This is a genomic window from Microbacterium sp. NPDC055521, from assembly GCF_053619695.1.
In genome coordinates this window covers 34,370-59,774 of record NZ_JBSHJX010000002.1, presented here as the reverse complement: position 1 = coordinate 59,774, position 25,405 = coordinate 34,370, and the positions used below count along the sequence as shown (strand labels likewise).

The 25,405-nt window shown below is 68.9% G+C and carries 25 protein-coding genes; 17 read left to right on the top strand and 8 right to left on the bottom strand.

All coding sequences use genetic code 11. The features are described from left to right. Window positions 1-50 precede the first annotated feature (50 nt). Together ACWGSM_RS02100 and ACWGSM_RS02095 are read right to left on the bottom strand one after the other, a co-directional pair. The gene (locus ACWGSM_RS02100) at window positions 51-1,157 is read right to left on the bottom strand and encodes a DUF4349 domain-containing protein (protein ID WP_452321324.1); all 1,107 of its coding nucleotides are present in this window, start codon (window positions 1,155-1,157) and stop codon (window positions 51-53) included. Beyond that, window positions 1,154-1,711, bottom strand: coding sequence for an RNA polymerase sigma factor (locus ACWGSM_RS02095; protein ID WP_452321323.1), 558 nt, complete (start codon window positions 1,709-1,711; stop codon window positions 1,154-1,156). Before ACWGSM_RS02095 ends, ACWGSM_RS02100 begins: the two co-directional genes overlap by 4 nt. Window positions 1,712-1,935: 224 nt before the next feature. Here ACWGSM_RS02095 and ACWGSM_RS02090 point away from each other — a divergent pair, with 224 nt between their 5' ends. The 7 genes from ACWGSM_RS02090 to ACWGSM_RS02060 all read left to right on the top strand — a co-directional run bounded on the left by ACWGSM_RS02090 (window position 1,936) and on the right by ACWGSM_RS02060 (window position 9,488). Continuing rightward, window positions 1,936-2,922 (top strand): TerC/Alx family metal homeostasis membrane protein, encoded by a 987-nt coding sequence (locus ACWGSM_RS02090; RefSeq protein ID WP_452321322.1) that lies wholly within the window; start codon window positions 1,936-1,938, stop codon window positions 2,920-2,922. Window positions 2,923-3,102: 180 nt separating this feature from the next. Then, complete coding sequence (leuC, locus tag ACWGSM_RS02085) at window positions 3,103-4,530, top strand: 3-isopropylmalate dehydratase large subunit (protein WP_452321321.1); 1,428 nt, start codon at window positions 3,103-3,105, stop codon at window positions 4,528-4,530. After that, the gene (gene leuD / locus ACWGSM_RS02080) at window positions 4,530-5,150 is read left to right on the top strand and encodes a 3-isopropylmalate dehydratase small subunit (RefSeq protein WP_452321320.1); all 621 of its coding nucleotides are present in this window, start codon (window positions 4,530-4,532) and stop codon (window positions 5,148-5,150) included. The genes leuC and leuD overlap by 1 nt, the downstream gene beginning before the upstream one ends. A gap of 105 nt (window positions 5,151-5,255) precedes the next feature. Then, entirely contained in the window at window positions 5,256-6,620 is a 1,365-nt protein-coding gene (gene murA / locus ACWGSM_RS02075; RefSeq protein WP_452321319.1) for a UDP-N-acetylglucosamine 1-carboxyvinyltransferase, read from the top strand. 4 nt (window positions 6,621-6,624) lie between these two features. Continuing rightward, window positions 6,625-7,374: a lysophospholipid acyltransferase family protein gene (locus tag ACWGSM_RS02070; RefSeq protein WP_452321318.1), complete on the top strand. Its 750-nt coding sequence runs from the start codon at window positions 6,625-6,627 to the stop codon at window positions 7,372-7,374. Between the two features lie 22 nt (window positions 7,375-7,396). After that, on the top strand, window positions 7,397-8,500 hold the full coding sequence (locus ACWGSM_RS02065; protein WP_452321317.1) for an NAD(P)H-dependent glycerol-3-phosphate dehydrogenase: 1,104 nt from the start codon (window positions 7,397-7,399) through the stop codon (window positions 8,498-8,500). Further along, the gene (locus ACWGSM_RS02060; protein ID WP_452321316.1) at window positions 8,406-9,488 is read left to right on the top strand and encodes a D-alanine--D-alanine ligase family protein; all 1,083 of its coding nucleotides are present in this window, start codon (window positions 8,406-8,408) and stop codon (window positions 9,486-9,488) included. Before ACWGSM_RS02065 ends, ACWGSM_RS02060 begins: the two co-directional genes overlap by 95 nt. 47 nt (window positions 9,489-9,535) lie before the next feature. Here the strand turns inward: ACWGSM_RS02060 and ACWGSM_RS02055 are convergent, their stop codons facing one another. Continuing rightward, window positions 9,536-10,015: a DUF3515 family protein gene (locus ACWGSM_RS02055; protein WP_452321315.1), complete on the bottom strand. Its 480-nt coding sequence runs from the start codon at window positions 10,013-10,015 to the stop codon at window positions 9,536-9,538. A 23-nt stretch (window positions 10,016-10,038) separates the two neighbouring features. Between ACWGSM_RS02055 and thiL the strand changes: the two genes are divergently transcribed. Further along, window positions 10,039-11,043, top strand: a complete 1,005-nt coding sequence (gene thiL / locus ACWGSM_RS02050; RefSeq protein WP_452321314.1) for a thiamine-phosphate kinase — start codon at window positions 10,039-10,041, stop codon at window positions 11,041-11,043. Between the two features lie 13 nt (window positions 11,044-11,056). Here the strand turns inward: thiL and rsmD are convergent, their stop codons facing one another. Beyond that, window positions 11,057-11,632 carry a 16S rRNA (guanine(966)-N(2))-methyltransferase RsmD gene (gene rsmD / locus ACWGSM_RS02045; protein ID WP_452321313.1) on the bottom strand — a complete coding sequence of 192 codons (576 nt, stop codon included), beginning with the start codon at window positions 11,630-11,632 and terminating at the stop codon, window positions 11,057-11,059. A gap of 54 nt (window positions 11,633-11,686) precedes the next feature. Here rsmD and ACWGSM_RS02040 point away from each other — a divergent pair, with 54 nt between their 5' ends. The 6 genes from ACWGSM_RS02040 to mutM all read left to right on the top strand — a co-directional run bounded on the left by ACWGSM_RS02040 (window position 11,687) and on the right by mutM (window position 16,842). Then, the gene (locus ACWGSM_RS02040) at window positions 11,687-13,858 is read left to right on the top strand and encodes an ATP-dependent DNA helicase RecG (protein WP_452321312.1); all 2,172 of its coding nucleotides are present in this window, start codon (window positions 11,687-11,689) and stop codon (window positions 13,856-13,858) included. A gap of 57 nt (window positions 13,859-13,915) precedes the next feature. Then, window positions 13,916-14,413 (top strand): pantetheine-phosphate adenylyltransferase, encoded by a 498-nt coding sequence (coaD, locus tag ACWGSM_RS02035; protein WP_313354369.1) that lies wholly within the window; start codon window positions 13,916-13,918, stop codon window positions 14,411-14,413. A gap of 109 nt (window positions 14,414-14,522) precedes the next feature. Next, window positions 14,523-15,017, top strand: coding sequence for a YceD family protein (locus ACWGSM_RS02030; protein ID WP_452321585.1), 495 nt, complete (start codon window positions 14,523-14,525; stop codon window positions 15,015-15,017). 2 nt (window positions 15,018-15,019) lie between these two features. Further along, window positions 15,020-15,229, top strand: a complete 210-nt coding sequence (gene rpmF, locus ACWGSM_RS02025) for a 50S ribosomal protein L32 (protein WP_313354372.1) — start codon at window positions 15,020-15,022, stop codon at window positions 15,227-15,229. A gap of 11 nt (window positions 15,230-15,240) precedes the next feature. Continuing rightward, the gene (rnc, locus tag ACWGSM_RS02020; RefSeq protein ID WP_313354374.1) at window positions 15,241-15,933 is read left to right on the top strand and encodes a ribonuclease III; all 693 of its coding nucleotides are present in this window, start codon (window positions 15,241-15,243) and stop codon (window positions 15,931-15,933) included. Between the two features lie 6 nt (window positions 15,934-15,939). Then, complete coding sequence (gene mutM / locus ACWGSM_RS02015; RefSeq protein ID WP_452321311.1) at window positions 15,940-16,842, top strand: bifunctional DNA-formamidopyrimidine glycosylase/DNA-(apurinic or apyrimidinic site) lyase; 903 nt, start codon at window positions 15,940-15,942, stop codon at window positions 16,840-16,842. Window positions 16,843-16,850: 8 nt separating this feature from the next. On the opposite strand, the gene ACWGSM_RS02010 is transcribed toward mutM, so the two are convergent. Genes ACWGSM_RS02010 through ACWGSM_RS01995 form a run of 4 tightly spaced genes read right to left on the bottom strand, consistent with a single transcriptional unit; the run spans window position 16,851 to window position 19,852 of the window. After that, on the bottom strand, window positions 16,851-17,369 hold the full coding sequence (locus ACWGSM_RS02010) for a GNAT family N-acetyltransferase (protein WP_452321310.1): 519 nt from the start codon (window positions 17,367-17,369) through the stop codon (window positions 16,851-16,853). After that, window positions 17,366-18,466: a GNAT family N-acetyltransferase gene (locus tag ACWGSM_RS02005; protein WP_452321309.1), complete on the bottom strand. Its 1,101-nt coding sequence runs from the start codon at window positions 18,464-18,466 to the stop codon at window positions 17,366-17,368. The genes ACWGSM_RS02010 and ACWGSM_RS02005 overlap by 4 nt, the downstream gene beginning before the upstream one ends. After that, complete coding sequence (locus tag ACWGSM_RS02000; RefSeq protein WP_452321308.1) at window positions 18,463-19,560, bottom strand: GNAT family N-acetyltransferase; 1,098 nt, start codon at window positions 19,558-19,560, stop codon at window positions 18,463-18,465. The genes ACWGSM_RS02005 and ACWGSM_RS02000 overlap by 4 nt, the downstream gene beginning before the upstream one ends. A gap of 7 nt (window positions 19,561-19,567) precedes the next feature. Continuing rightward, entirely contained in the window at window positions 19,568-19,852 is a 285-nt protein-coding gene (locus ACWGSM_RS01995) for a hypothetical protein (RefSeq protein WP_452321307.1), read from the bottom strand. A 536-nt stretch (window positions 19,853-20,388) separates the two neighbouring features. Here ACWGSM_RS01995 and smc point away from each other — a divergent pair. From smc to ACWGSM_RS01980, 3 genes are read left to right on the top strand one after another with little or no spacing between them, the layout of a single operon-like run. Beyond that, window positions 20,389-23,916, top strand: coding sequence for a chromosome segregation protein SMC (gene smc, locus ACWGSM_RS01990; protein ID WP_452321306.1), 3,528 nt, complete (start codon window positions 20,389-20,391; stop codon window positions 23,914-23,916). Between the two features lie 35 nt (window positions 23,917-23,951). Beyond that, window positions 23,952-24,827, top strand: coding sequence for a signal recognition particle-docking protein FtsY (ftsY, locus tag ACWGSM_RS01985; RefSeq protein ID WP_452321305.1), 876 nt, complete (start codon window positions 23,952-23,954; stop codon window positions 24,825-24,827). Window positions 24,828-24,875: 48 nt separating this feature from the next. Beyond that, on the top strand, window positions 24,876-25,376 hold the full coding sequence (locus ACWGSM_RS01980; RefSeq protein ID WP_452321304.1) for a DUF2004 domain-containing protein: 501 nt from the start codon (window positions 24,876-24,878) through the stop codon (window positions 25,374-25,376). Window positions 25,377-25,405 lie beyond the last annotated feature (29 nt).

The window sequence follows — 25,405 nt, the reverse complement described above, 5'->3', positions numbered from 1 at the left end:
GACGGATGCACGGGCAGGGAAGAGCCTTGTGCGTCGTGCCCGGCGCCGGCTCAGTCCGTCGCCTGCGGACGCCGCCGGCGACGGATCAGCCACACGACGAGCAGCACGATCGCGGCGATGCCGAGCCACGGGAGGAGGAATCCGATGACGACCACGACACCGTTCATGCTCGCGATCAGGCCGTTCCACCCCGCAAGCAGACCATCGCCGAACCCCGCGGGGTCCGCCTCGGTCGCGGTCGTCTTCTCGGTGAGCTGAATCGAGAGGGTCGACAGAGTGACCTGCTCCTCGAGGGTCTTCAGCTGCTGCTCGTAGCTCTCCAGCTGCGCCTGGCGCTCGCTCAGTGCCGATTCCGCGACGATCAGGTCGGCCACTGACCCGGACTTGCTCATGAGGTCTGTGAGACGCTCGACCGAGGTGCGGGCCGAGGCGACCCGAGCCCGCAGATCGACGGCTGTCGAGGTGACGTCGTCGCGCGAGATCGATGAGCTCAGGACATCGGCCTCCTCGCCTGCGGCAGCCATCACCGCGTTCAGATCGGCGGCGGGAACCCGGATGCTGATCCAGCCGGAGCCCGGCTCGCGCGGCTCGTCGGGAACGATGTCGCCCGCGCTCGGGTCGAGCCCGAGCGACGCGGACTCGACGAACCCGCCGTGCTCGGCTGCCAGAGCTGTGATGTCGTCCGCAGCCTTCTCGGCATCGCGCACCCGCAGCGTCATCTCGGCGGTCACCACGATCTCCCGGGTGTCGTCGAGAGTCGCGAAGGGCGTGTCCGCACCCTTGCTGCCATTCTCATCTCGGGGAGCAACCGCCCCACCGGAGGAGGCCCAGCCGTCTACGGCGCCGTCAGCGGAGTCCGCCTCGGCATGTTGGCGCGCGCCGTCCGCATCGCGGGCCGGCGCCACGGCCGCGGAGTCGCCGCCTCCGCTGGGCATCGCCGATCCGAGTCCGTTCAGCAGCGGCGGCGCGATGAGCGCGCCGGCGGCGAACGCCGCAGCCACCCCGAGCGCTGTGACCCACCGGCGTCGACGTCGATGTCCATCAGCCGCGGGGCTCGCGCTCGCACGCGGTTCGTGTGCGATCCGATCGACGATCGTGCGCTCCATCTCCGCGATGCGCTCGTCGCTCAGCGGAGGCAGTCCGCTCTTCTCGCTCATGCGTCTCTCACTTCCTTCACCGCGCCGCGAAGTCGCGAGCGCACTCGGGAGAGACGGTTGCGAACGGCGGCGTGGCTCACGCCCAGCTGCGCCGCGGCCGCCTCGTAGGCGTACCCCTCCACCGCGCACAACCGGAAGATCTCCCGATCGGTGTCGTCGAGCCGCGCCACCTCCGCCGCGATCCGCTCGGCGAGCGACGACGCGATCACCTGATCCTCGACGCCGACCGTGCCCGGAAGCGCGTCGTCCACCGCATCCGCGGTGTGCGCACTCTCGCGGCGCAGCCGCCGCAGGCGGTTCGCCGACTGGAAGCGGCAGATCGTCGCGAGCCATGGCAGCAGGGAGTCTCCGAGCAGCTCGAAGCCCGGCAGCTTCCGCCAGGCGACCACGAACGTCTCCTGCACCATGTCCTCGGCGTCGGACGGCGAGCCGAGGATCCCGTGGGCGATCCAGTAGACCGGGCGCACGTAGGCGCGATAGATCGCCCGAAACGCATCCTGATCACCGGATGCGGCTCGAGCGGCCCACTCGCGGTCCTGCGTGCTGTTCGGCATCCTCTTCCGTTCGCTGTCGTCCGAGTGTCTCTCATATGCAGGTGTCCTGACACAGGCGACCGTCTCAGAATCCGCTACGATCGACTCAGCGAGGGGGAGTATCCCGACATCGCGCGGATCGTCATCACGAGCACCATCAAAGCTGCTCCGGCCGCGCGGCGCATGTCACACATGCGGGGGAGAGACTTTCGGTACTCACCGCACCCTCCGAAAGGCATCAGTCCTTGATTCCCGTCTGGTTCGAAGTCACGTCCCTCATCGTGCTCACCGTGATCCTCATCGCGGACCTCCTGCTCATCCTCAAGCGGCCGCACATCCCGTCCACCAGGGAATCCAGCCTCTGGGTGGCGTTCTACGTCGCACTCGCGCTGATCTTCGCCGGGACGCTGTTCTTCTTCGGCGACACGAAGTCGTCGCTCGACTTCCTCACCGGATGGGCGATGGAGTACAGCCTCTCCATCGACAACCTGTTCGTCTTCGTGCTGATCATGGCGCAGTTCTCGGTGCCACGTCGCTATCAGCAGGAAGCGCTGATGGTCGGCATCATCATCGCGCTGATCCTGCGCGCGATCTTCATCCTCATCGTCGGCGCGGCCGTCGAGCACCTCAGCCCGATCTTCTACGTCTTCGGCGCCTTCCTGGTCTTCACCGCCATCCGCCAGGCCATGCCGGACAAGGAGGAGGAAGACGCCAAGACCGAGAATTTCATCGTCCGTCAGATCCGCCGCGTCATCCCGATCAGCGACGAGTACGACGGCCCGAAGCTGCGCACCGTCGTGGGCGGACGCAAGATCTTCACCCCGATGCTCATCGTCTTCGTCTCGCTCGGTGTCACCGACCTGATGTTCGCGGTCGACTCCATCCCCGCCATCTTCGGGGTGACCACGAACCCGTTCATCGTGTTCACGGCGAACCTGTTCGCCCTGATGGGGCTGCGCCAGCTCTACTTCCTGCTCGGCGATCTGCTCGACCGGCTGCGCTACCTGCACTACGGCGTGGCGTTCATCCTCGCGTTCATCGGCGTCAAACTGATCCTGCACGCGATGCACGAGAACGAGCTGCCCTTCATCAACGGTGGGCAGCCGATCGAATGGGCCCCCGACATCAACAACTGGGTGTCTCTCGGCGTCATCTTCGCCTCGATGGCCGTCGCCACGATCGCCAGCCTGGTCGCCTCGCGACGCGACAGGAAGGCCGCCCTCGAGAGCTGAACCCGACGGGTTCCGCAGTGCGACACACGCGGGAGGGCCACCCGTCGACGCCGTGTAAACTGACCGGCATGCGGCGGGTGGTTCTTCTTCTTAGCAGCCGCGACGGGACCTCGATCTAAGGCCTTCCTCGTCGCGGAGTCCATCATGGGCCGACTCTTCGAGCCATCTAAGGAACACCGCATGACCAGCAGCACAGCGCCGCGCACCCTGGCCGAGAAGGTCTGGAACGATCACCTCGTCGTCAAGGGCGAGAACGGCGAACCCGATCTCATCTACATCGACCTGCACCTCGTGCACGAGGTCACCAGCCCGCAGGCGTTCGACGGGCTCCGCGCCGAGCGGCGTCCGCTTCGCCGGCTCGACCTGACGATCGCGACCGAAGACCACAACACCCCGACCCTCGCGATCGACAAGCCGATCGCCGACCTCACCAGCCGCACGCAGATCGAGACGCTGCGCCGCAACGCCGCCGAATTCGGCGTGCGCCTGCACTCGCTGGGCGATGCCGAGCAGGGCATCGTGCACGTGGTCGGCCCGCAGCTCGGGCTCACGATGCCCGGCATCACGGTGGTCTGCGGCGACTCGCACACCTCCACGCACGGCGCCTTCGGCGCGATGGCGTTCGGTATCGGCACCAGCGAGGTCGAGCACGTCATGGCGACCCAGACCCTGCCGCTGAAGCCCTTCAAGACCATGGCCATCAACGTCGAGGGCACCCTGCGCCCCGGCGTCACCGCGAAGGACGTCATCCTCGCCGTCATCGCGAAGATCGGCACCGGCGGGGGGCAGGGCTACGTGCTCGAGTACCGCGGCAGCGCGATCCGCGACCTCTCGATGGAGGGCCGCATGACGATCTGCAACATGTCGATCGAGGCAGGTGCGCGCGCCGGCATGGTCGCCCCCGACGAGACCACGTTCGCCTACGTCAAGGACAAGCCGCACGCGCCGCAGGGCCAGGACTGGGACGACGCGGTCGCCTACTGGCGCACCCTGCCGACCGACGAGGGCGCGACCTTCGACGCCGAGGTGTTCATCGACGCCGGCGAGCTCGAGCCGTTCGTGACGTGGGGCACCAACCCCGGCCAGGGCAGCTCGCTGTCGTCATCCGTTCCTGACCCGGCCGCGATCGCCGACGCCAACGAGCGCGCCGCCGCCGAGCGCGCGCTCGAGTACATGGCCCTGACCCCCGGCACCCCGTTGAAGGAAGTCAAGGTGGACGCGGTGTTCATGGGCTCGTGCACGAACAGCCGCATCGAGGATCTGCGCGCCTTCGCGTCGATCATCGACGGGAAGAAGAAGGCTGACGGCGTGCGCGTCATGGTCGTCCCCGGATCGGCCCGCGTGCGTCTCGAGGCGGAAGCAGAGGGTATCGACAAGATCGTCGAGGCGTTCGGCGCCGAATGGCGCTTCGCCGGATGCTCGATGTGCCTCGGCATGAACCCCGATCAGCTCGCCCCTGGCGAGCGCTGCGCGTCGACGTCGAACCGCAACTTCGAGGGCCGTCAGGGCAAGGGCGGTCGTACCCACCTGGTCTCGCCGCTCGTCGCCGCCGCGACCGCGATCCGAGGCACACTGTCGAGCCCCGCAGACCTGGAAGCGAGCATCTGATGGAGAAGTTCACCACCCACACCGGCATCGCCGCTCCGCTGAAGCGCTCGAACGTCGACACCGACCAGATCATCCCCGCGGTGTTCCTGAAGCGAGTGACCAAGACCGGCTTCGAAGACGCCCTGTTCCACGGCTGGCGTCAGGATCCGGAGTTCGTGCTGAACCAGACGCCCTACCAGGGCGCGTCCGTGCTGGTCGCGGGGCCCGACTTCGGCACCGGATCCAGCCGCGAGCACGCCGTCTGGGCGCTGCGCGACTTCGGCTTCAAGGTCGTGCTCTCACCGCGATTCGCCGACATCTTCCGCGGCAACTCGGGCAAGCAGGGTCTGCTCGCCGCGACCGTCGAGGAGGCGGAGATCGAGCGGATCTGGCAGCTGATCGACGAGCAGCCAGGGCGCTCGATCACGGTCGACCTCGAGTCCCGCACCGTGACCGTACCCGGTTCGGCACCGGGCTCCGAGGCTGTCTTCCAGGCCCCGATCGGGATCGACGATTACACTAGATGGCGGCTCCTCGAAGGGCTCGATGACATCGGGCTCACCCTGCGCAACGAAGACAAGATCGCGCAGTTCGAGGCCCGTCGCGAGTCGTGGCGGCCACGCACGCTTCCGGTCCGATAGGGCGGAGCAGCGTGGGCCCGAGGGCCACAAGCCCTGCGGCATCCGCCGTGACAGACGCAGACATCGTGGCGAACGCCGTGACGTCCCGAAGAAGATGAGGCCCGAATGACGACATCGCCGCGAGTTGCTGTAGACGACCGGGTTCCGGCTCCCGCCGGATCCGTCCTCGCGATCCGCGGCGGCAGGCCGCTGCGCGGACGCGTCGACGTCAAGGGCGCCAAGAACCTCGCCACGAAGGCGATGGTCGCGACCCTGCTCGGCGAGACGGCGAGCACGCTGCGCGACGTCCCCGACCTCAGCGACGTCGCCGTGGTGCGCTCGCTGCTCGAAGTGCACGGCGTGACCGTCAGCGAGGGCGACGAGCCCGGCTCGCTGATCCTCGACCCGAGCGACGTCGAATCGGCCCACTACGAGGAGATCGACGCGCACGCGGGAGCGTCGCGGATCCCGATCCTGTTCTGCGGGCCTCTGCTGCACCGTCTCGGCCAGGCGTTCATCCCCGACCTCGGCGGATGCCGGATCGGCGACCGCCCGATCGACTTCCACCTCGACGCGCTGCGCAAGTTCGGCGCGGTCGTCGAGAAGCAGCCGAGCGGCATCCGCCTCTCCGCCCCCAACGGTCTCAAGGGCGCTAACATCCACCTGCCCTACCCGAGCGTCGGCGCCACCGAGCAGGTGCTGCTCACCGCCGTGCGCGCAGAGGGCGTGACCGAGCTGCGCAACGCCGCCATCGAGCCCGAGATCATGGATCTCATCGCCGTGCTGCAGAAGATGGGCGCGATCATCTCGTACGAGCCCAACCGCGTCATCCTCATCGAGGGCGTCGACACGCTTCGCGGCTACGACCACCGCGCCATCTTCGATCGCAACGAGGCCGCATCGTGGGCGAGCGCCGCGCTGGCCACCGACGGCGAGATCTTCGTCGCCGGGGCCAAGCAGCAGGAGATGCTCACCTTCCTCAACGTCTTCCGCAAGGCGGGCGGCTGGTTCGACGTGCAGGAGGACGGCATCCTCTTCCGTCGCAGCGGCGAGCTCAAGCCCGTCATCGTCGAGACCGACGTGCACCCCGGCTTCATGACCGACTGGCAGCAGCCGCTGATCGTGGCGCTGACCCAGGCGCCGGGCCGCTCGATCGTGCACGAGACGGTCTACGAGAACCGCTTCGGCTTCACGCAGGCCCTGGTGAAGATGGGCGCCGACATCGAGGTGCACCCGCACGGGCTGCAGAACGGGCCGCGCCGCGTGCCGCGTCGAGAGCTCGAGCAGGCGGCGGTCATCACCGGACCCACGCCGCTGCACGCGGCCGACATCGTGGTTCCCGACCTGCGCGGCGGCTACAGCCATGTGATCGCCGCCCTCACGGCCGACGGCGAGTCGCAGGTCTCCGGAGTCGACATCCTCAGCCGCGGCTACGAGAAGTTCCTCGACAAGCTCCGCGCCCTGGGTGCGGACTTCGACGTCGTGCGGTGAGCTGATGGCCGCCTCGGAACGCAGCCGTCCCAGCATCTTCTGGCCGCTTGCGGTGCTCGTCATCCCGCTGGTGTCGCTGCTGGCGAAGATCACCGTGTCCGGCGCCGAGAAGCTGCCCCGTACGGGCGCCTTCGTGCTGGCACCGAACCACTACTCCGAATTCGATCCGCTGATCGTGGCGATCGCCGTGTACCGCACCGGGCGTCTGCCGCGGTTCATGGCGAAGGACAGCCTGTTCCGCGTGCCCGTGCTCGGCTGGATCCTGCGCAGGACGGGGATGATCCCCGTCGCGCGCGCGTCGTCGGCATCGGGCGCGAAGCAGACGATCATGCAGTCCCGCGACCTCGTCGAGAACGGTCGCGGCGTCATCGTGTACCCCGAGGGGACTCTGACGCGAGACCCCGAGATGTGGCCGATGCGCGGCAAGTCGGGTGCGGTGCGCCTCGCGCTCACGGGCGACATCCCGCTCATCCCGATGGCGCAGTGGGGCACCCAGCAGATCATGGGGCGCTACCAGAAGGGGCTCAGCCTCTGGCCGCTGCGCAAGCGCGTCCACGTGCTGATCGGCGATCCGGTGGATCTGTCCGACCTGCGCGATCGCGCAGGCGACCCCCGAGTGCTCACCATCGCGACCGAGCGTCTGATGGCAGCCATCACCGCCCTGCTCGAGCAGCTGCGCGACGAGCAGGCTCCCGTGAAGCGCTGGAACCCGGGCGAGCACGGGCAGAAGGAGACGGGACGCCTTGATTCATAAGCGCATACCGCAGCCGTCAGGCGTGCGCGCCACCGTGATCGGCGCGGGCAGCTGGGGAACCACGTTCGGCAAGATCCTCTCCGACGGCGGCGCCCAGGTCACCATGTGGGCTCGCCGGCCTGAGCTCGCGCAGGAGATCGCCGAGGCCAAGCGCAACTCGAAGTACCTGCCCGGCATCAACCTGCCCCGCAGCATCGACGCGACTCATCAGCTGGCACATGCCCTCGACGGCGCTCAGCAGGTGTATCTGTCGGTGCCCAGCCAGACCCTACGCGAGAACCTGAAGGCGCTGCGCCCGCTGATCGCCGACCGGGACATCCCGATCGTCAGCCTGATGAAGGGCGTGGAGCGCTCGTCGGGCCTGCGGATGAGCCAGGTGATCGCGCAGGAGCTGCAGTGCGATCCGGATCGGATCGCCGTGGCATCCGGACCCAACCTCGCGCTCGAGATCGCGCGGGAGCAGCCCACCGCGGCCGTGATCGCCTCTGCCAGCCAGGAGACGGCGGATGCCGTGGCCCGCACCGCGCGCAACCGCTACTTCCGCTCGTTCGTGAACACCGACGTGATCGGCACCGAGTTCGGCGGGGTGCTGAAGAACCTCATCGCCGTCGCCATCGGTATCGTCGACGGCGTCGGCTACGGCGAGAACACCAAGGCATCCATCATCACCCGAGGACTGGTCGAGATGACCGCCTTCGCCGTCGCGAACGGCGCTCGCCCCGAGACGCTGCAGGGTCTCGCCGGCCTCGGTGACCTCATCGCGACCTGCCAGTCGCCGCTCAGCCGCAACAACACGGCCGGGCGTCTGCTGGGGCAGGGGTACAGCTTCCACGATGTGGTGAAGCAGATGAACCAGACCGCTGAAGGCCTGGCCTCGGTCGCTCCCATCCTTCAGCTCGCGCACGAGTCCGAAGTGCACATGCCCATCGTGGAGCAGGTGAAGATGGTGCTCGACGGGCGGATGGACCCCCGCGACATCGCACCGCACCTCACCACCGACGACGACACTCCCCAGGAGGAGACGACCAGACATGGACAAGCAGACGGTGGTGGTGCTCTTCGGCGGGCGTTCCAGCGAGCATTCGATCAGCTCCGCAACGGCGGGCGGGGTGCTGGCGGCGATTGACCGCGATCGCTACGACGTGATCCCGGTCGGGATCACCCGCGAGGGCGCTTTCGTGCTCGAGCAGGACGACCCGGCGAAGTTCGCGCTGGACGCCGCGAACATGCCCGAGGTGCTCGACAACGGCACCCGGATCCGCTGGCCGGAGGCCGGCGGCGACCGTGTGCTGCGTGTGATCGCGCCCGACGGGTCGGCCGTCGACCTCGCCGCCGTCGACGTGGTGCTGCCGATCCTGCACGGCACGCACGGCGAGGACGGCACGATCCAGGGCTTCTTCGACATCCTCGAGATCCCGTATGCCGGCGGCGGAGTGCTCGACTCTGCGATGTGCATGGACAAGCACTTCATGAAGGTGGCGCTCGAATCCGAGGGCATCCCCGTCTCGCCGTGGGTGACCGTGCGGCAGCGCGCCTGGCAGAAGGACTCGGCACCGCTGCGCGCGGCGATCGCCGAGCTCGGCCTGCCGCTGTTCGTCAAACCCGCCCGGGCAGGATCCAGCGTCGGCGTGTCGAAGGTCGAGAGCCTCGGCGAGCTCGACGCGGCTCTCGAGGTGGCCTTCGCGGAGGACGAGAAGGTGCTCGTCGAGACGGGCATCGTCGGCCGGGAGATCGAGGTCGCGATCCTCGAGACCGCCGACGCGGTGCGCGCGTCGCTGCCGGGCGAGATCGTGCTCACATCGCGTGGCTTCTACGATTTCGAGGGCAAGTACCTCGGTGGCGACGGCGTCGACGTCGTGTGCCCGGCGGAGATGACGGATGCCGAGATCGCGGCCGTGCAGCAGATCGGCGTGCGCGCGTTCGAGGCGGTGGACGGCAGAGGCCTCGCGCGGGTCGACGTGTTCCTCACAGCCGACGGCGAGATCGTCGTCAACGAGCTGAACACGATGCCCGGGTTCACGCCCATCTCGATGTACCCGAAATGCTGGATCGCGTCGGGCATGAGCTACGGCGAGCTGATCACCGAGCTGATCGAGGGTGGCCTGCGCCGCTGAGGTATCCGGGTCGCTGAGCACTCCGGGGTCCCTGAGCCTGCGAAGGGCTACTCGGGCAGCTCGTCCGGTGCCGTGCAGGCTCCCTCGGCCTCGATCATCCGCACGCCCGACACGATGCCCGAACTGGTGAGCACATCGTTGGCGCTGACGATCGTCGTGTCGACGAAGACCTGCACCGCGGGATCACGGCCATAGGTGGTCATGCGCATCCGCGGCGCCTCCGACTCGTCTACGAGCCAGTCGATGCCCTCGAGCGTCACGCACTGCAGGTCGGCGGTCGGGCCGGGCACGGCGACGCCGCAGGTCAGGATGACGCTGGTCTTCCCGTCGTTCCCGTACGCACCGGTCGCCTGTGCGTCGGTCCAGCGCCGGTCCTGCCCGGCGACGCTCTCCGGCAGGCGCACCGTCACTTCGGCGCATTCCGGGCTGTTCGCGTCGGCGGCGGGCGTGAGGGCGACGGTGCTCGAGCATCCGGTGAGTGCGAGCATCATCGCCGCACCGGTGATCAGGGCGAGACGGCTCAGCATGATTCCAGGCTACCGTTGTCGGCATGGCATCCGGCTCCGACGACGACCCGCTCATCGGCGACATCTCGGAGGGAGCGGTTCTGCGCGCGATCCTCGCCCGCACCGCACCGGCAGCGCACGCCGTGCTCGGCCCCGGCGACGACGCGGCGGTGATCGCCGCCCCGTCCGGGTCGATCGTCGCCAGCGCCGACACCCTGGTCGAAGGGCCCGACTTCCGGATCGCGTGGTCGAGCGGCTACGACCTCGGCTGGAAGTCCGCGGCCGTCAACCTCTCCGACATCGCCGCGATGGGCGCCGTTCCCACGGCCCTGCTCGTGTCGCTCGCCGTGCCGGCCGACATGCGGCTGTCGTTCATCGAGGCGATGGCCGACGGCTTCCGGGAGTGCTGCGCTCAGCTCGCCCCGGGGTGCTCAGTCGTCGGCGGCGACCTCACCGTCTCCGAGCGGCTGATGATCGCGGTGACCGCGCTGGGGGATCTGGGCGGGCGATCTGCCGTCACCCGTGCCGGTGCGCGTGACGGCGATGTGGTGGCCCTCGCGGGCGAACTCGGCGTGGCCGCGGCGGGGCTGGGTCTGCTGTTCGCCCGCTTCCGCGACGGGGCGGCCGCGGTGCCGGTGGATCGCTCGACGCTGGATCCCGTGCAGCAGGGTGCGCTGGATCGGCAGCTCCGCCCGGTGCCTCCGCTCGCCCTCGGGCCGATGGCGGCGGATGCCGGAGCCACAGCCATGATGGACGTCTCCGACGGCCTCGCCCTGGACGCCTCACGCCTGGCGGATGCGTCGGGCGTGACGATCGCGCTCTCCGGCGCGGCGCTGGATGCGCTGGCGTTCGGCGGCGACCGCGGCCGTGCCCTGGGCGGGGGAGAGGATCACGGCCTGCTGGCGACCTTTCCTGCGGGAGCCGTGCCAGCCGGCTTCGAGCGGATCGGCACGGTGACCGCGCGCGCTGACGCGCCCGTGCTCGTCGACGGCAGACCGGTCGCCGAGGCGGGATGGGACCCGTATCGGGATTGGGACCACGCGCGCTGAGGGTGCGGCGCGGTCAGACCCCGTGACCGGCAGGTTCCGCCCACCACACCCGTGTGTCGCCGTACGCCTTCTCTCTCATGAGAGCGAGCCCCGCGGCGTCGAGGTCGGGGGGAGTCGCGCGCTTCCCGCGTTCGATGACCACCACCGCCTCCGGTGACAGCAGCGGCGCGAGCGCGACCAGGTCCGCGGTCATCGCCGCGTCGTCCAGGTCGTACGGCGGATCGGTGAACACGAGGTCGAACGGGCCCTGCGCGCGCGAGAGGTAGGCACGCACGGTGCTCTGGTGCACTCTCGCGGCGGGCGCCGCGCTCATCGCCTTGGCCACGACATCCGCGTTGCGACCGACGATGGTCGCCGCCGACCGTGAGATCTCGACGAGCTCGACGCGCTGGGCGCCGCGACTCCACGCCTCGAGGCCGAGCGCGCCGCTGCCGGCGTACAGATCGAGCACCCGGGCACCGTCGATCGCATCCATCGACTCCAGCGCTCCGAAGAGCGACTCGCGAACACGGTCGCTGGTGGGGCGGGTTCCGGCACCCGGCACATCGAGCCGTGCGCCGCGTGCCTCGCCGGCGATGATCCTCGTCACCCGATCACGATACGACAATCGGTCCCTGTCTCCGGCCCTCCGTAGACTCGAACCATGCCCTTCGAGCTCGACACGCCGCTGACGACCGCCGTCGGCACGTCCACGGCCAAGACCCTCGATAAGGCGTTCAGGATGACCACCGTCGGCGATCTGCTGGGGCACTATCCGCGGCGCTACGCCGATCGCGGCGAGCTGACGCCGATCCTCGAGCTGCCGATCGGCGAGACCGTCACCATCGTGGGCGAGGTCATCTCCGCGACGGCCCGCGAGATGCGCAACCGGCGCGGCGCCATGCTCGAGGTCATCATCGGCGACGGCGTCGGCCAGATGTCGCTGACCTTCTTCGCGAAGAACCTCGGCCAGGCGGAATGGCGCAGGAAAGAGCTGTCGGTCGGTCGCCGCGGCATCTTCTCGGGCAAGGTCGGAGTGTTCAAAGACAGGGTGCAATTCGCGCATCCCGACTACCAGCTCTTCGACGACGCCGAGAGCGCCTACCGCCAGGCGGATGCCCTGCAGGACGTGCCCATTCCGATCTACCCGGCGACCTCCGCCATGCAGAGCTGGCAGATCGCGAAGCTGATCGGCGTCGTGCTCGACCAGCTCGGCGACCTCCCCGACCCCCTCTCCGACGACATCCGCGCTCGCGAAGGGCTGCTCACCGCCCGCCAGGCGCTCGACGCGATCCATCGGCCGCGGCGCAAGGCCGACATCGATCCGGCCGTTCGCACGCTGCGCATGCACGAGGCTCTCGTGCTGCAGACGGCGCTGCTGCAGCAGCGCATCCAGGTACGCGCGCTGACCGCCACTCCACGGCTCGCCCGCAGCGGCGGACTGCTGGAGCGCTTCGACGCCCGGCTGCCCTTCACGCTCACTCCCGACCAGCAGCGCGTCGGAGCCGAGATCGCCGCCGACCTGAGCGCCGATCGGCCGATGAACCGGCTGATCCAGGGCGAGGTCGGGTCGGGGAAGACCCTCGTCGCGCTGCGAGCGATGCTGCAGACGGCCGAGTCCGGAGGGCAGGCTGCGCTCATCGCCCCCACCGAGGTGCTCGCCGCGCAGCACCTGCGATCGATCACGAAGATGCTCGGTCCGGACACGGCGGCCGAGTTGATGCCGACCCTGCTCACCGGGCAGATGTCCGCGCCGGCGCGGCGCAAGGCCGCCCTGCGGGTGGCATCCGGCCAGTCGCTGATCGTCATCGGCACGCACGCGCTGCTCTCCGAGAAGACCACCTTCGCCGACCTGGCGCTCGTCGTCGTCGACGAGCAGCACCGATTCGGCGTCGAGCAGCGTGAGATGCTGCGCGCCAAGGGCACCGCCCCGCACGCGATCGTGCTGACGGCGACACCCATCCCGCGCACCGTGGCGATGACCGTGTTCGGCGACCTCGACACCTCCGTCATCCGCTCGATGCCGGCCGGGCGCGCCGGCATCACGACCCATGTCGCTCCGCTGGCCGAGCATCCCGAGTGGTTCCAGCGGGTCTGGGCCCGTGCGGCCGAGGAGATCGCGGACGGCCGCCAGGTGTTCGCCGTGTGCGCGGCGATCGACACCGCGAAGGAATCCGTCGAGGCCGACGACCAGCCTCCCGCCGACGTCGAGGGCAAGGGACCTCGGTGGGGTGTGGTTCAGCTCGATGAGCTGCTCGCCACGCATCCAGTGCTCGGCAAAGTGCGGCGCGCGGTGCTGCACGGCAAGATGCCGGCGGAGGAGAAGGATGCAGTGATGCGCGCCGTCGCGCGCGGCGAGATCGACCTGCTCATCGCGACGACGGTGATCGAGGTCGGCGTCGACGTGCCGAACGCCTCGACCATGGTCATCATGGACGCCGATCGGTTCGGCGTGTCGCAGCTGCACCAGCTGCGCGGTCGCGTGGGCCGCGGTGAGCACCCTGGGCTCTGCCTGCTCGTGACCGAGGCGGAGGGGGCATCGCTCGCGAGAGAGCGGGTCGAGGCGGTCGCCGCCACGCTCGACGGCTTCGAGCTGGCCGAGGTCGATCTCGAGCTGCGCGGCGAGGGCGACGTGCTCGGCGCGGCTCAGGCGGGCGTCAAGTCGTCGCTGCGTCTGCTTCGGGTGGTCAAGGATGCCGGACTCATCGCCTACGCGCGCGACATCGCCGCCGACATCCTGAAGGACGACCCCATGCTGGTCGAGCATCCGGGTCTGCGCGTCGCGATCGCCGGTCGCGTGAGCGAGTCGGATCGGGCGGCCCTCAGCAAGAACTGAGGGTGCGGTGTCATAGGCTGAACCAGTGCTTGTACTGAGCGAACGGAGTAAGTCGAAGTGAATTCTCGGATCGCCGTCGTTCCCGGATCGTTCGACCCGCCCACGCTGGGCCACCTCGACGTCATCTCGCGTGCTGCCCGTCTCTACGACGAGCTGCACGTGCTGGTGGTGCACAACCCCGGCAAAGAGGCGATGCTGCCCATCGCGCAGCGACTCAGCCTCCTCGAGCAGTCGATCGCCGAGGCTGGCGTCGGCGGGCACATCATCGTCGGATCGTGGAGCATGGGCCTGCTCGTCGACTACGCCCGCGATGTCGACGCGGGGGTGCTGGTGAAGGGCATCCGGTCGCAGGTCGACGTCGCCTACGAGTCGCCGATGGCGATCGTGAACCGCCACCTGGCAGATATCGAGACGGTGTTCCTGCTGCCCGACCCGGCCCACGCGATGGTGTCGAGCTCGCTGGTGCGGCAGGTCGCCGCGCTGGGCGGCGACGTCTCGCCCTTCGTGCCGCCCGTGGTCGCCTCGTTCCTCGACACGGGAGCCCGCGGGCTCTGAGCCGTTCGGCCCGCACCCATGTGGCGACGGGTAGCATGGCCAGGTGAAATCCCGAGTCGACGGCCCCTTCTTCCTCCCTGTCCGTGACATCGTCCGCAAGCCGGGCGAGATGCGCGAGCACCGCTTCGAAGTGACTCTCAGTGAGAAGTGGGGTGAGGGCATCGTCTCGGTCGAAGCCGGCGAGACCCTCGATCTCGATGTGCGTCTCGAGTCCGTGCACGAGGGGATCCTCGTGTCGGGAACCGCTGATTCGGAGTACTCCGGAGAGTGCGGGCGCTGCCTCACCGAGATCTCCGCGCCTGTCGAAGTCGAGTTCCAGGAGCTTTTCGCGTATCCTGGTGAGGAAGAAACTGACTTCGAAGTTCAAGACGACCACGTGGATCTTGAAACTCTGGTCAGGGAGGCGATCGTGTTGTCGCTTCCATTTCAGCCGGTGTGTCAGCCGGACTGCCCGGGTCTCGACCCGAGCACGGGTGAGAGGCTGACCGAGAGCGCCGGTGCAGAGAGCCCTGCTCCCATCGATCCTCGGTGGAGCGCGCTCCGACAGATCACAGACCAGGACGGCGCGGCAGAGAGTCACGCCGCCGAGAAAGAAGAGAGCTAGTCATGGCTGGTAACCCCCCGAAGCGCAAGGTCTCCCGTTCGAACACCCGCTCGCGCCGCGCGCAGTGGAAGGCGACGCCGACCGCTCTGGTGAAGACCATCGAGAACGGTCAGGTCGTCTACAGCCGTCCTCACCAGGCGAAGGTCGTCACCGACTCGCAGGGCACCGAGCTGTTCCTCGAGTACAAGGGCCGCAAGGTCGCCGACATCTGATCGGATCGGTCATGACCGAGATTCTCACGGGGCGAGCCTCGCTGGTCGAGAAGCTCGGCGTCGACATCGATCCTGAGCTGCTGGAACGAGCGCTCACGCATCGTTCCTATGCGTACGAGCACGGCGGCATCCCGAACAACGAGCGTCTCGAGTTCCTCGGGGACTCGGTGCTCGGACTCGCGGTGACCGTCATGCTCTTCACCACGCTTCCCGACCTCGACGAGGGCGAGTTGGCCAAACGGCGCGCAAGCGTCGTCTCGACCGTCGCCCTCGCCGAGGTCGCTCGCGTCATCGGGCTCGGCGAACACCTCCGCCTCGGACGGGGCGAGGAGCAGACCGGCGGTCGTGACAAGGATTCGATCCTCGCCGACACGATGGAAGCCGTCTTCGGCGCGACCTTCCTCTCTGCCGGTCCGGATGCCGCGACCGAGCTGGTGCTGCGGCTGACCGAGCCGCTGCTCGCCGATCCCGAGCGCTACGGTGCCGCGATGGACCCGAAGACGAGCCTGCAGGAGCTGGCGGCCCGCCTCGGGTCGCCCCCGCCGGTGTACTCCATCGAATCGACCGGCCCCGATCATGACCGCGTCTTCACGGCGACGGTGCGGGTCGGTGAGGTGTCGTGCAGCGGCGTCGGCACGAGCAAGAAGACAGCCGAGATGGCTGCCGCGCTCACGGCGTGGCGTCTGCTCAGCGACCGGGTCTGATCCGGCGTGCCAGAGCTTCCCGAAGTCGAGGTCGTCCGTCACGGTCTCGCGCCCGTCGTCACCGGGGCGCGCGTGCTCTCGGTCGATGTGCTCGATGAGCGCGCGCTCACCCGGCATCCGCTCGACGCCGCCGACTTCGTCGGCCGTCTCGAGGGCCGCGGCGTGCGCGCCGCCGCACGGCGCGGCAAGTTCCTCTGGCTGCCGCTCCGCGACCGCCCGGGCGAGGCAGAAGCTCTCGTCGCGCATCTCGGCATGAGCGGGCAGATGCTGCTTCGCGATCCGGATGCTCCGCTCGAGCGTCACGAGCGCGTGCGGCTGCGCATCGAGCATCCCCGTCACGGCGTGCTGGCCGTCGTGTTCGCCGATCAGCGCACCTTCGGCTCACTGGCCGTCGACCGGCTGCTGCCCACTCCGGATGATGCCCCCGGCGGCTACGGCACCGACGATTCAGTCGTGCCGTCGCAGGTGGCGCACATCGCGCGAGATCCGTTGGATCCCGCGTTCGATGAGCGCGACGTGATCGACCGCATCCGACGGCGCTCCAGCGCGATCAAGCGCATCCTGCTCGACCAGTCACTGGTCAGCGGGATCGGCAACATCTACGCCGACGAGTCCTTGTGGGCCGCGCGCATCCACCCCGAGACGCACGGCACCAACATCTCGGTGCAAGCGCTGCGCCGGCTGATGGGCGAGGTGCGCCTCGTGCTCGAGAAGGCCCTGGCCGAGGGCGGCACGAGCTTCGACGCGCAGTACGTGAACGTGAACGGGCAGGCCGGCTACTTCGCGCACTCGCTCAACTCGTACGGACGAGGGGGAGAGGCCTGCCCGCGATGCGGCAGCCCGATCCGCCGCGAGGCGTTCATGAACCGCTCGAGTCATTACTGCCCGCGCTGTCAGCGTCGGCGATGACCTGAGGGTCACGCCGCAGGGCGATCGATCGCGAACGCGAGGTGGGGCATGTTCACGCCGCGGTAGTGCTTGAGGAACCGTCCGCGCACGGTCATCCCGAGTCGGATCGCGACGTTCATCGACGCGATGTTCGTGTCGCGCACCTGTGCCCACACGCGGTCCGTCCCGAGCACCGTGAACGCATGATCACGGCATCCGGTCGCCGCCTCGATCGCATAGCCGCGGTGCCAGTGCGCGCGGATGAAGAGGTAGCCGACCTCGGTCACGTCTTCGCCGAGGGTGGGCTGCCTGGTGAGCCCGCACTGGCCGATCATCTCGCCCGTTTCGCGCAGGATGACGGCCCACAGCCCGAAGCCGTCGTCGCGGTAGCGGTCCTTCTGCCGGGCCAGCCAGGCCTGCACCATGTCCTCGTCGAACGCGCCCTCGTACGCGGTCATGGTCTCGGGATCCTGCAGGATGTCGCGCAGCGCCGGCAGGTCATCATCGGTCAGCTCGCGCAGGTCGAGGCGTGGCGTGGTGAGGATCATCGGGTCAGCTTCTTCTGCCAGGCGCCCGCATATGAGGCCGGCTGGAAGCCCATCGCCTCGTTGATGTCGAGCATCGGGCGGTTCTCCTCCGCGTTGAAGGTCGTGATGCGCGGCGACTGCGGCGCGATCCCGCGCCAGCGCAGGACGTTCGCGCACTTCACGATCTGGCCCAGGCGGTGACCGCGGTGCTCCTTGAGCACCAGCGTGCAGTACTGGTGCGTCACCCCCTCCGGATCAGTGCCGGTGACGAGCTCGTTGAACGCGGCGAGCGCGCCCGTCGCCACATGCTCCACCGCGGTGACCGAGACAGTCTGGCCACCCTCGATGAATCGCGCGTCGCGCCGGGCGATGCGATCGGCATCCCAGATCTCCTCGTCGACCTCGAGATCGCCGCTGGGCGCGTCCGTCGACATCCGCGACAGCGCCCACGCGTACCCCGAGCGCAGCTCGGGCGGGGTGGGCACCGTCCACTCGACGAGGCGGTACTCGTCTCCTGCCACGGCCAGAGCGGCGGCGAGCATGCGCTCGATCGGTGCGAGATCTCCCTGCAGGTCGAACGCGCTGTTGCGCTCCACCTGCTCGAGCGTGAAGCCGTGGTCGGCGAGCAGCTGCGCAACGGGCGTGCGCGACACCCGTCCCCATCCGGTCTTCGGAACCAGGGGGTCCTCGCCCGGGTCGGGGCGGTGCAGGGTCCAGGTCTGGATCACCTCGCGGCCGAGCCGACGGATCTCGGCCTCCGCCTCCGAGAGCAGCGCCCGTTCGATGCCGCGCCCCCAGTTCTCGGGCATCACCATCAGATCGATCTCCGCGCTGGTGGGCTCTGCGGTCGCGTGGCTCACGGTCACCGCGCCGACGATCCCGCCGTTCTCATGGGCCAGCAGTGTCCGCTGCAGATGGTCGGTCGTCGCCCGCCAGTGCGGCAGCATCTCCTCGGCGGTCGTGCCCAGGTCGTGCAATCCCGTGTCGCTGAGGCAGATGGCGTTGTTCAGCGCGACGAAGGTGCGGAAGTCCGCCGCATCCGGGCCGTCCAGCGTCTCCGGCACGGTCAGAGCGGTGATGGTGATTCCGTTCGTGTCGGTGGTCGTGGTGGTGCTCATGTGAGGTCCTTTCTCCAGGCGCCCTCGTAGGCGATCGGCGTGAAGCCGATGGCTTCGTTGATGGAGAGCATCGGCCGGTTCTCCTCGGCGTTCCAGGTGGTGACCCGGGCGGAGAGCGGATGCTTGTCGCGCCAGGCCAGCAGACCCGCCGTCTTCACGAGCATCCCGAGTCGATGCCCGCGATGCTCGGAGAGCACGAGGGTGTCGAACTGGTGCGTGCTCGACCTCTCGTCCTGACCGAGCGCGAGTTCGTTGAACGCGCAGAGCTCGCCGGTGACGACGTGCTGCGCGGCGGTGACGAGCAGGGTCCAGCCGCGCTGCGTGAGACGCGACTCTTCTCGGCGCACCCGCTCCGCGTCCCAGGTCTCCTCCGGCATCCCCAGGTCTCCGTCGGGCACGTCGGTCGACATGCGCGACTTCATCCAGGCGTAGCCCTCGACCTGCTCGTCGGGCGTCGGCATCGTCCACTGCACGATGCGGTAGTCCGCAGCGTGGTCGGCCGCATCACCGCGCAGGCTGCGCAGACGTTCACCGGTGCTCTCGCGCCAGGCCAGCGTGCTTCCTCGTTCGACCTGCTCCAGCCGGAAGCCGGTGCGCTGCAGAAAGCGTGCCGCGCGGTCGAGGGGAGCCGACCCGAATCCGGTGGGGGAGTCGAGCCGGGGCAGCGGAGTCTCGGCGTCGTGGTGCTCCGACCAGTGCAGCAGCTTGCGCACCCCGGCATCCCGTGCCATGGTCTCGAGCTGCGCGTACGCGGCTGGTCCGATCCCACGGCCCCACGCGCGACGGAGCAGGGCGACGGTGACGAACGCGGTCGCGCCGCCGTCGTCATGCAGGATGTCGAGGGCGCAGCGCCCGACGATGTCACCGCCGAGCTCGATCGCCCAGTGAAGCCGGTCGCGGTCGGGTGTGGACGAGAGCGTCGACAGCAGCTCCGAGGCGGTGAGGCAATCGTCGTCGCGACCGGTGGTCTCGATGAGCACCTCGTTGCGAACGGCGGCGTAGGCGCATACTGCAGGGGACGGCCCCGCGTCCGCTCGGGCGGGGAGCTCGAGCGGACGCAGGGTGGCGCCGGCGGGAAGGGTGACGGACATCATCTGCCTCTCAGAGCCAGTTGCGCTGATAGCCCCACACCAGCAGGGCCATCGCCTCGGTCTCGCGGATCGGGCGGCGGTCGAGCTCCGGCACAGGCGATGGGAACTCCTCGTGACGGTCGCGGGTGCTGCGCTGCAGCAGCCACAGCCCGGCACGGAAGAAGAGCCGGTCGGTGAGCGTCAGACGCTGCAGACCGTCTCGATCGGGGATGCTGATGGTCTGGAGACCCTCGGTATCCGGTGGATGGATGGACGTGGATTGCTGTCGCTGATCGGACAGCAGAACGGTGCTCACGATGTGTGCGCTTTCTGTGGTGATGGCTGGGCGAACCCACCGTCGCGAACGACGGAATCGGCGCCCGGGAACGCAGCGTCTCGAGACGGCCGACACGGACCCAGTCCGAGCGGGAGCGTCAGGATGCTGACGGACGAGGCCCGCGATGCGGGCGGAGGTCGCACGCCTGCGAGGCGACGACGGCGATCATCGATCTGACGCGCGGACGCGTCGGAGAGATCGGGAGAGGCGGTGTGGTTCTAGCCCTGAGAGAGCGCGAAGGTCACCGGCACGGCGGCGAATGGCGCGCAGACGGGCGACGTGGTGAAGAACCAGGCGGCGCTGTCGTTCGTGATCATGGTGACCTCCTCTCGTGTGATCGGACGCCACGCTAGTGAACACGCACAGCTCCCGTCAAGCATTTTCTCCGACGTCGGCGTGTCGCGTGCAGGTCACCGTCTGTGCAGAAGCCGTCGAATACGGCGCGGAATCCGCGTCGTACCGCGTCATTCCGGTAGCGTCTGACCCGTGGACACCCTGACCTCGAAGGCGCCGGCATGCATCTGAAGAGCCTGACGCTCAAGGGCTTCAAATCGTTCGCGCAACCCACCTCCTTCGTGTTCGAACCCGGTGTGACCTGCATCGTCGGACCGAACGGGTCTGGCAAGTCGAACGTCGTCGACGCGCTCGCCTGGGTGATGGGGGAGCAGGGGGCCAAGACCCTCCGCGGCGGGAAGATGGAAGACGTCATCTTCGCGGGCACGTCGACCCGCGGGCCTCTCGGCCGCGCAGAGGTGCAGCTGACCATCGACAACAGCGACGGCGCGCTGCCCATCGACTACGCCGAGGTGACGATCAGCCGCACGCTGTTCCGCAACGGCTCGAGCGAGTACGCCATCAACGGGTCGAGCTGCCGGCTGCTCGACGTGCAGGAGCTGCTCAGCGATTCGGGTCTCGGGCGCGAGATGCACGTCATCGTCGGCCAGGGACGCCTCGACACCGTGCTGCAGGCGTCGCCGGAAGACCGTCGCGGCTTCATCGAGGAAGCAGCCGGCATCCTCAAGCACCGTCGTCGCAAGGAGAAGACGGTCCGCAAGCTCGACGCGATGGAGACGAATCTCACCCGGCTCAGCGATCTCGCCGGCGAGATCCGTCGCCAGCTGAAGCCGCTGGGCAGGCAGGCCGAGATCGCCCGCGAGGCGCAGACGATCGCGGCGGTGGTGCGCGATGCCAAGGCGCGACTGTTCGCCGACGATGTGGTCGCCCTGCGCACGGCCCTCGCCGATCACACCCGCACCGAGCACGAGCGGCACACCGAGCGTCTCGTGCTCTCGGAGCAGGCCGAGGGTGTGCGCGCGGGAATCCAGCGGCTCGAGCAGCAGCAGAACTCCGCCGCCGTCGACCGCGCGCGCAGCGTCTCTTTCGCGCTGGAGCAGGTTCAGGAGCGCATGCGCAGTCTGTACACGCTCGCCAACCAACGCCTCGCACTGCTGGGCGGCGAAGGCGACGACGCGGTCACGGCGATCACGGTCACGCAGGACGCCATCGATGAGGCTTCCGATGAGATCACGCGCATCTCGGAGGGCCTCGGCGACGCGCAGGACGCTGCGGTCGCCGCGAGCCGGGACGTCGTGAACGCCCGCGCCGAGCTCGACACCCTCGACGTCGAGATCGCCGAGCAGAGCGCGCTGGTGTCGCGGTACGACATGCGGCTGAACACCCTGCGCGGCAACGCCGACGTAGCGGCATCGGCGCTGGCCGCCGTGCGCGGCGCGGTGCTTCGACAGGAGCAGGCGCTCGAATCGGCTCACCAGCGTCGCCGCGAGGCAGCCGACGCGCGCGCGGCCATCGATGACGCGCATGCACCCGACGGCTCGGCTGCGGAGTACGCCGCCGCGTACGACCAGGCGCAGAAGGACGTCGCCGTCGCGGAATCCGAGCGCGACTCGCTGCGGGAGCGGCTGCATGAGGCCGAGCGTGAGGCCGACGCGCTGACAGCCAAGGCGGCGGCGCTCACCAGCGCACTGTCGCTGACGGGCGGTGCGGCCGAGATCGTGGCATCCGGAGCCGCAGGCGTCCGCGGCCTGGTGGGGGACTCCGTGCAGGTGCGCCCGGGGTTCGAGGGCGCGATCGCCGCCGTGCTCGGTCCGCTCGCCGAGGGCGTGCTGGTCGATGCCGTCGACGACGCGTTCGCGATCGTGGCGCAGGGCTCACGGGGAACGGTCGACCTCGTCGTCGCCGAGGGCACGGTGTCCTCGGCGGTCGTCACCTCCGGCGTGGACGGGGCGGTCGCCGCAGCGGATGTCGTCGATGCGCCGCACGGTGTGCGGTCTCTGCTCGCCAGCGTGCTGATCGCCGACGATCTCGACGCCGCCCGCGGCGTGCGCCGGACTCTCGACGCGATGGGTGACGATCGCATGACGATCGTGACCAGAACCGGTGAGGTGGTCACGGCGCACACGCTGCGAGCCGGATCCGGCGAGACGTCACGTCTCGAGCTGATGGCCGAGCGCGACGCCGCGAGCGACCGACTGGCCGAAGTGCACACCGTCGTCGACGCGCTGCGTGAGGCCCGGGTGAACGCCACCGAGCGCGTCGAGACGGCGCGGCGGGTCGCGAAGGACGCCCTGCGCGCCCTTCGCGAGCACGACGCCGCACTGGCGAACCAGGCCGAGCAGGTCAACCGCGTGACCGTGCAGCACGAGGCTGCGGTCGCCGAGTGCGAGCGGCTCGAATCAAGCCTCGCGCAGGCGCAGTCCGCCGTCGCTGATGCCGAAGAGAAGGCCGCAGCGGCGAAGGGCGAACTGCAGGCGGCCGAGTCCGAGCCGCGCCCGATGCTCGATGCCTCCGCCCGGGACGGGCTGCTCGACGCGCTGGAGACGGCGCGCGAGGGCGAGGTCCGTGCTCGGCTCGAGATCGAGACCCTGCGGGAGCGCGTGCGCGCCGCACAGGCACGGGTGGTCGCTCTCGAGCGCCAGCGCGAGCAGGAGAGGGATGCCGCGGCCGAGGCCGCCCGACGGGCTGTGATCCGTCGTGCACAGCGGGCCGCCGCATCGGCTGTCACCGAGGAGCTGCCGCGCGTGCTCGACTCGATCGACCGATCGGTGAGCGAGGCCCGGGTGGCCCTCGCCGCAGCCGAGGCCGAGCGTGCGGCGCACAACGAGGAGCTCGTCGCTCTGCGCAAACAGGAGAGCTCGCTGCGGGATCGGCTCGCCGGACTCACCGAGAGCGTCCATGGACTCGAGCTGCAGATCCATGAGAAGAAGCTGCATCTCAGCAGCCTCCTCGACCGAGTGGCATCGGAGCTCGCGCTGGACGAAGATGTTCTCGTCGCAGAGTATGGCCCCGATGAGCTCGTTCCGCACGATCCGGGCGCTACGCCCGACGGCGACGACGGGGCGACAGACATCCCGTTCGACCGTCGCATCCAGGAGAGGCGTCTGAAGGACGCCGAACGCAAGCTCGCGCAGCTCGGCCGGGTGAACCCCCTCGCACTCGAGGAGTTCGCGGCGCTCGAGCAGCGGCATGCCTTCCTCACCGAGCAGCTCGCCGACCTGACCAAGACTCGCCAGGATCTGCTCACGATCATCGCCGAGCTCGATGAGCGCATGCAGACGATCTTCGCGGCCGCGTTCGAAGACACCAGGCAGGCCTTCGGGGAGGTGTTCCCGCTGCTGTTCCCCGGTGGCTCCGGGAGCATCTCGCTGACGAACCCGGACGACATGCTGACCACGGGGATCGAGGTCGCCGTGCGTCCGGTCGGCAAGAAGATCGAACGGCTCTCGCTGCTCTCCGGCGGCGAGCGGTCGCTGGCCGCCGTCGCGCTGCTGGTCGCGATCTTCAAGGCTCGGCCCAGCCCGTTCTACATCCTCGACGAGGTGGAGGCCGCGCTCGACGACGCGAACCTCGGGCGACTGCTCACCGTCTTCGAGCAGCTGCGCGAGAGTTCGCAGCTGCTCGTGATCACGCACCAGAAGCGCACGATGGAGATCGCCGACGCCCTGTACGGCGTCTCCATGCGCCAGGACGGCGTCTCGGCCGTCGTCGGCCAGCGCGTGGGTGACCGCGCCGCGGCATCCGCCTGATCCGGTCGTCCCCCACGAACGCCTAGGCTGGGGGGATGGCGGAGAAGTCCTGGTCCCTCGGTCGCGCGCTGCGCGGCATGTTCGTCAAGCCCACGATCGACGAGACGACATGGGAAGACCTCGAGACAGCGCTGATCACGGCCGACTTCGGGCCCGACATCACCGAGCAGCTGATCGATGAGCTGCGTGCGAACGTCGAGCGCTACCGCACCACCGATCCGCGCGACCTGCAGCGCATGCTGCGCGAGACCCTCGAAGAGCGATTCGCCAAGTTCGACACCACGCTCAAGCTCACCGAGCGCCCGGCCGTCGTGCTCGTGGTCGGCGTGAACGGCGTCGGAAAGACCACGACGATCGGCAAGTTCACCAAGTTCCTGCGCGGTTTCGAGCGCAGCGTCGTGGTCGGCGCCGCCGACACCTTCCGTGCGGCCGCCGTCGAGCAGCTCGCGACCTGGGCGCAGCGCGGGGGAGCGGCCATCGTCCGCCCGCAGCAGGAGGGGCAGGACCCGGCATCCGTCGCCTTCCAGACGGTCGAGTACGCCAAGAACCAGGGCATCGAGATCGCGATCATCGACACCGCCGGACGCCTGCACACCAAGAGCGGGCTGATGGACGAGCTGTCGAAGGTGCGCCGCGTCATCGAGAAGCAGGCGCCGATCAGCGAGGTTCTGCTGGTGCTCGACGCGACCACCGGCCAGAACGGCGTCATGCAGGCCGAATCCTTCCTGCAGCACGCCGGCGTCACCGGACTCGTCATCACCAAGCTCGACGGCTCGGCCAAGGGGGGCTTCGTGCTCGCCGTACAGGAGCGCACGGGCATCCCGGTGAAGCTGCTCGGCCAGGGTGAGGGCATCGACGATCTGACCGGTTTCACCCCGCACGTCTTCGTCTCGTCGCTCGTCAGCGCATGACACGACCTGGGACTACCGCCGCCGCGGAGAGGCTGGTTTCATAGCGATATGGCGATCGAACACGACTATTTCGGGGTGCTGTCCTCGGGGCCCGACGGCGCCATCTTCTGGACGGAGCGGGTCGACTTCGGCGACCAGTCAGTCACCGTCGACCTCACTGCACCGGATCAGGACGACGTGTCGATGGCCGCGCTCGACGTGGCTGCTGCGCTGATCGCCGGGATCGAGGATCTGGATGCGACGGTGCGCGACGCCATGCTCACCGAGGTCGACGACCGCACCAGCGAGGTGACCGAGTACATCCTGCAGCAGCAGGAGGCGTTCGGCGACCACCTCGAAGACGTGCTGGTCGACGTCAGCGGCGATGCCGCGGTCGACATCATCCGGTCGCTGCGACTGTCGAGCATGACGATCCTCGCCGACGAGCACGGCGGGTCGGAGCCGTTCGCGGTGCTCGAGTATGCGCTCGACGCAGACGAGACCGATGAGGTGCTGCTGGTGAACCTGGCATCCGACGGCTCGGTGCAGTCGGTCACCAGCGCCGACTGATCCCCACGCCCACTCCAGACAGCGCTGGC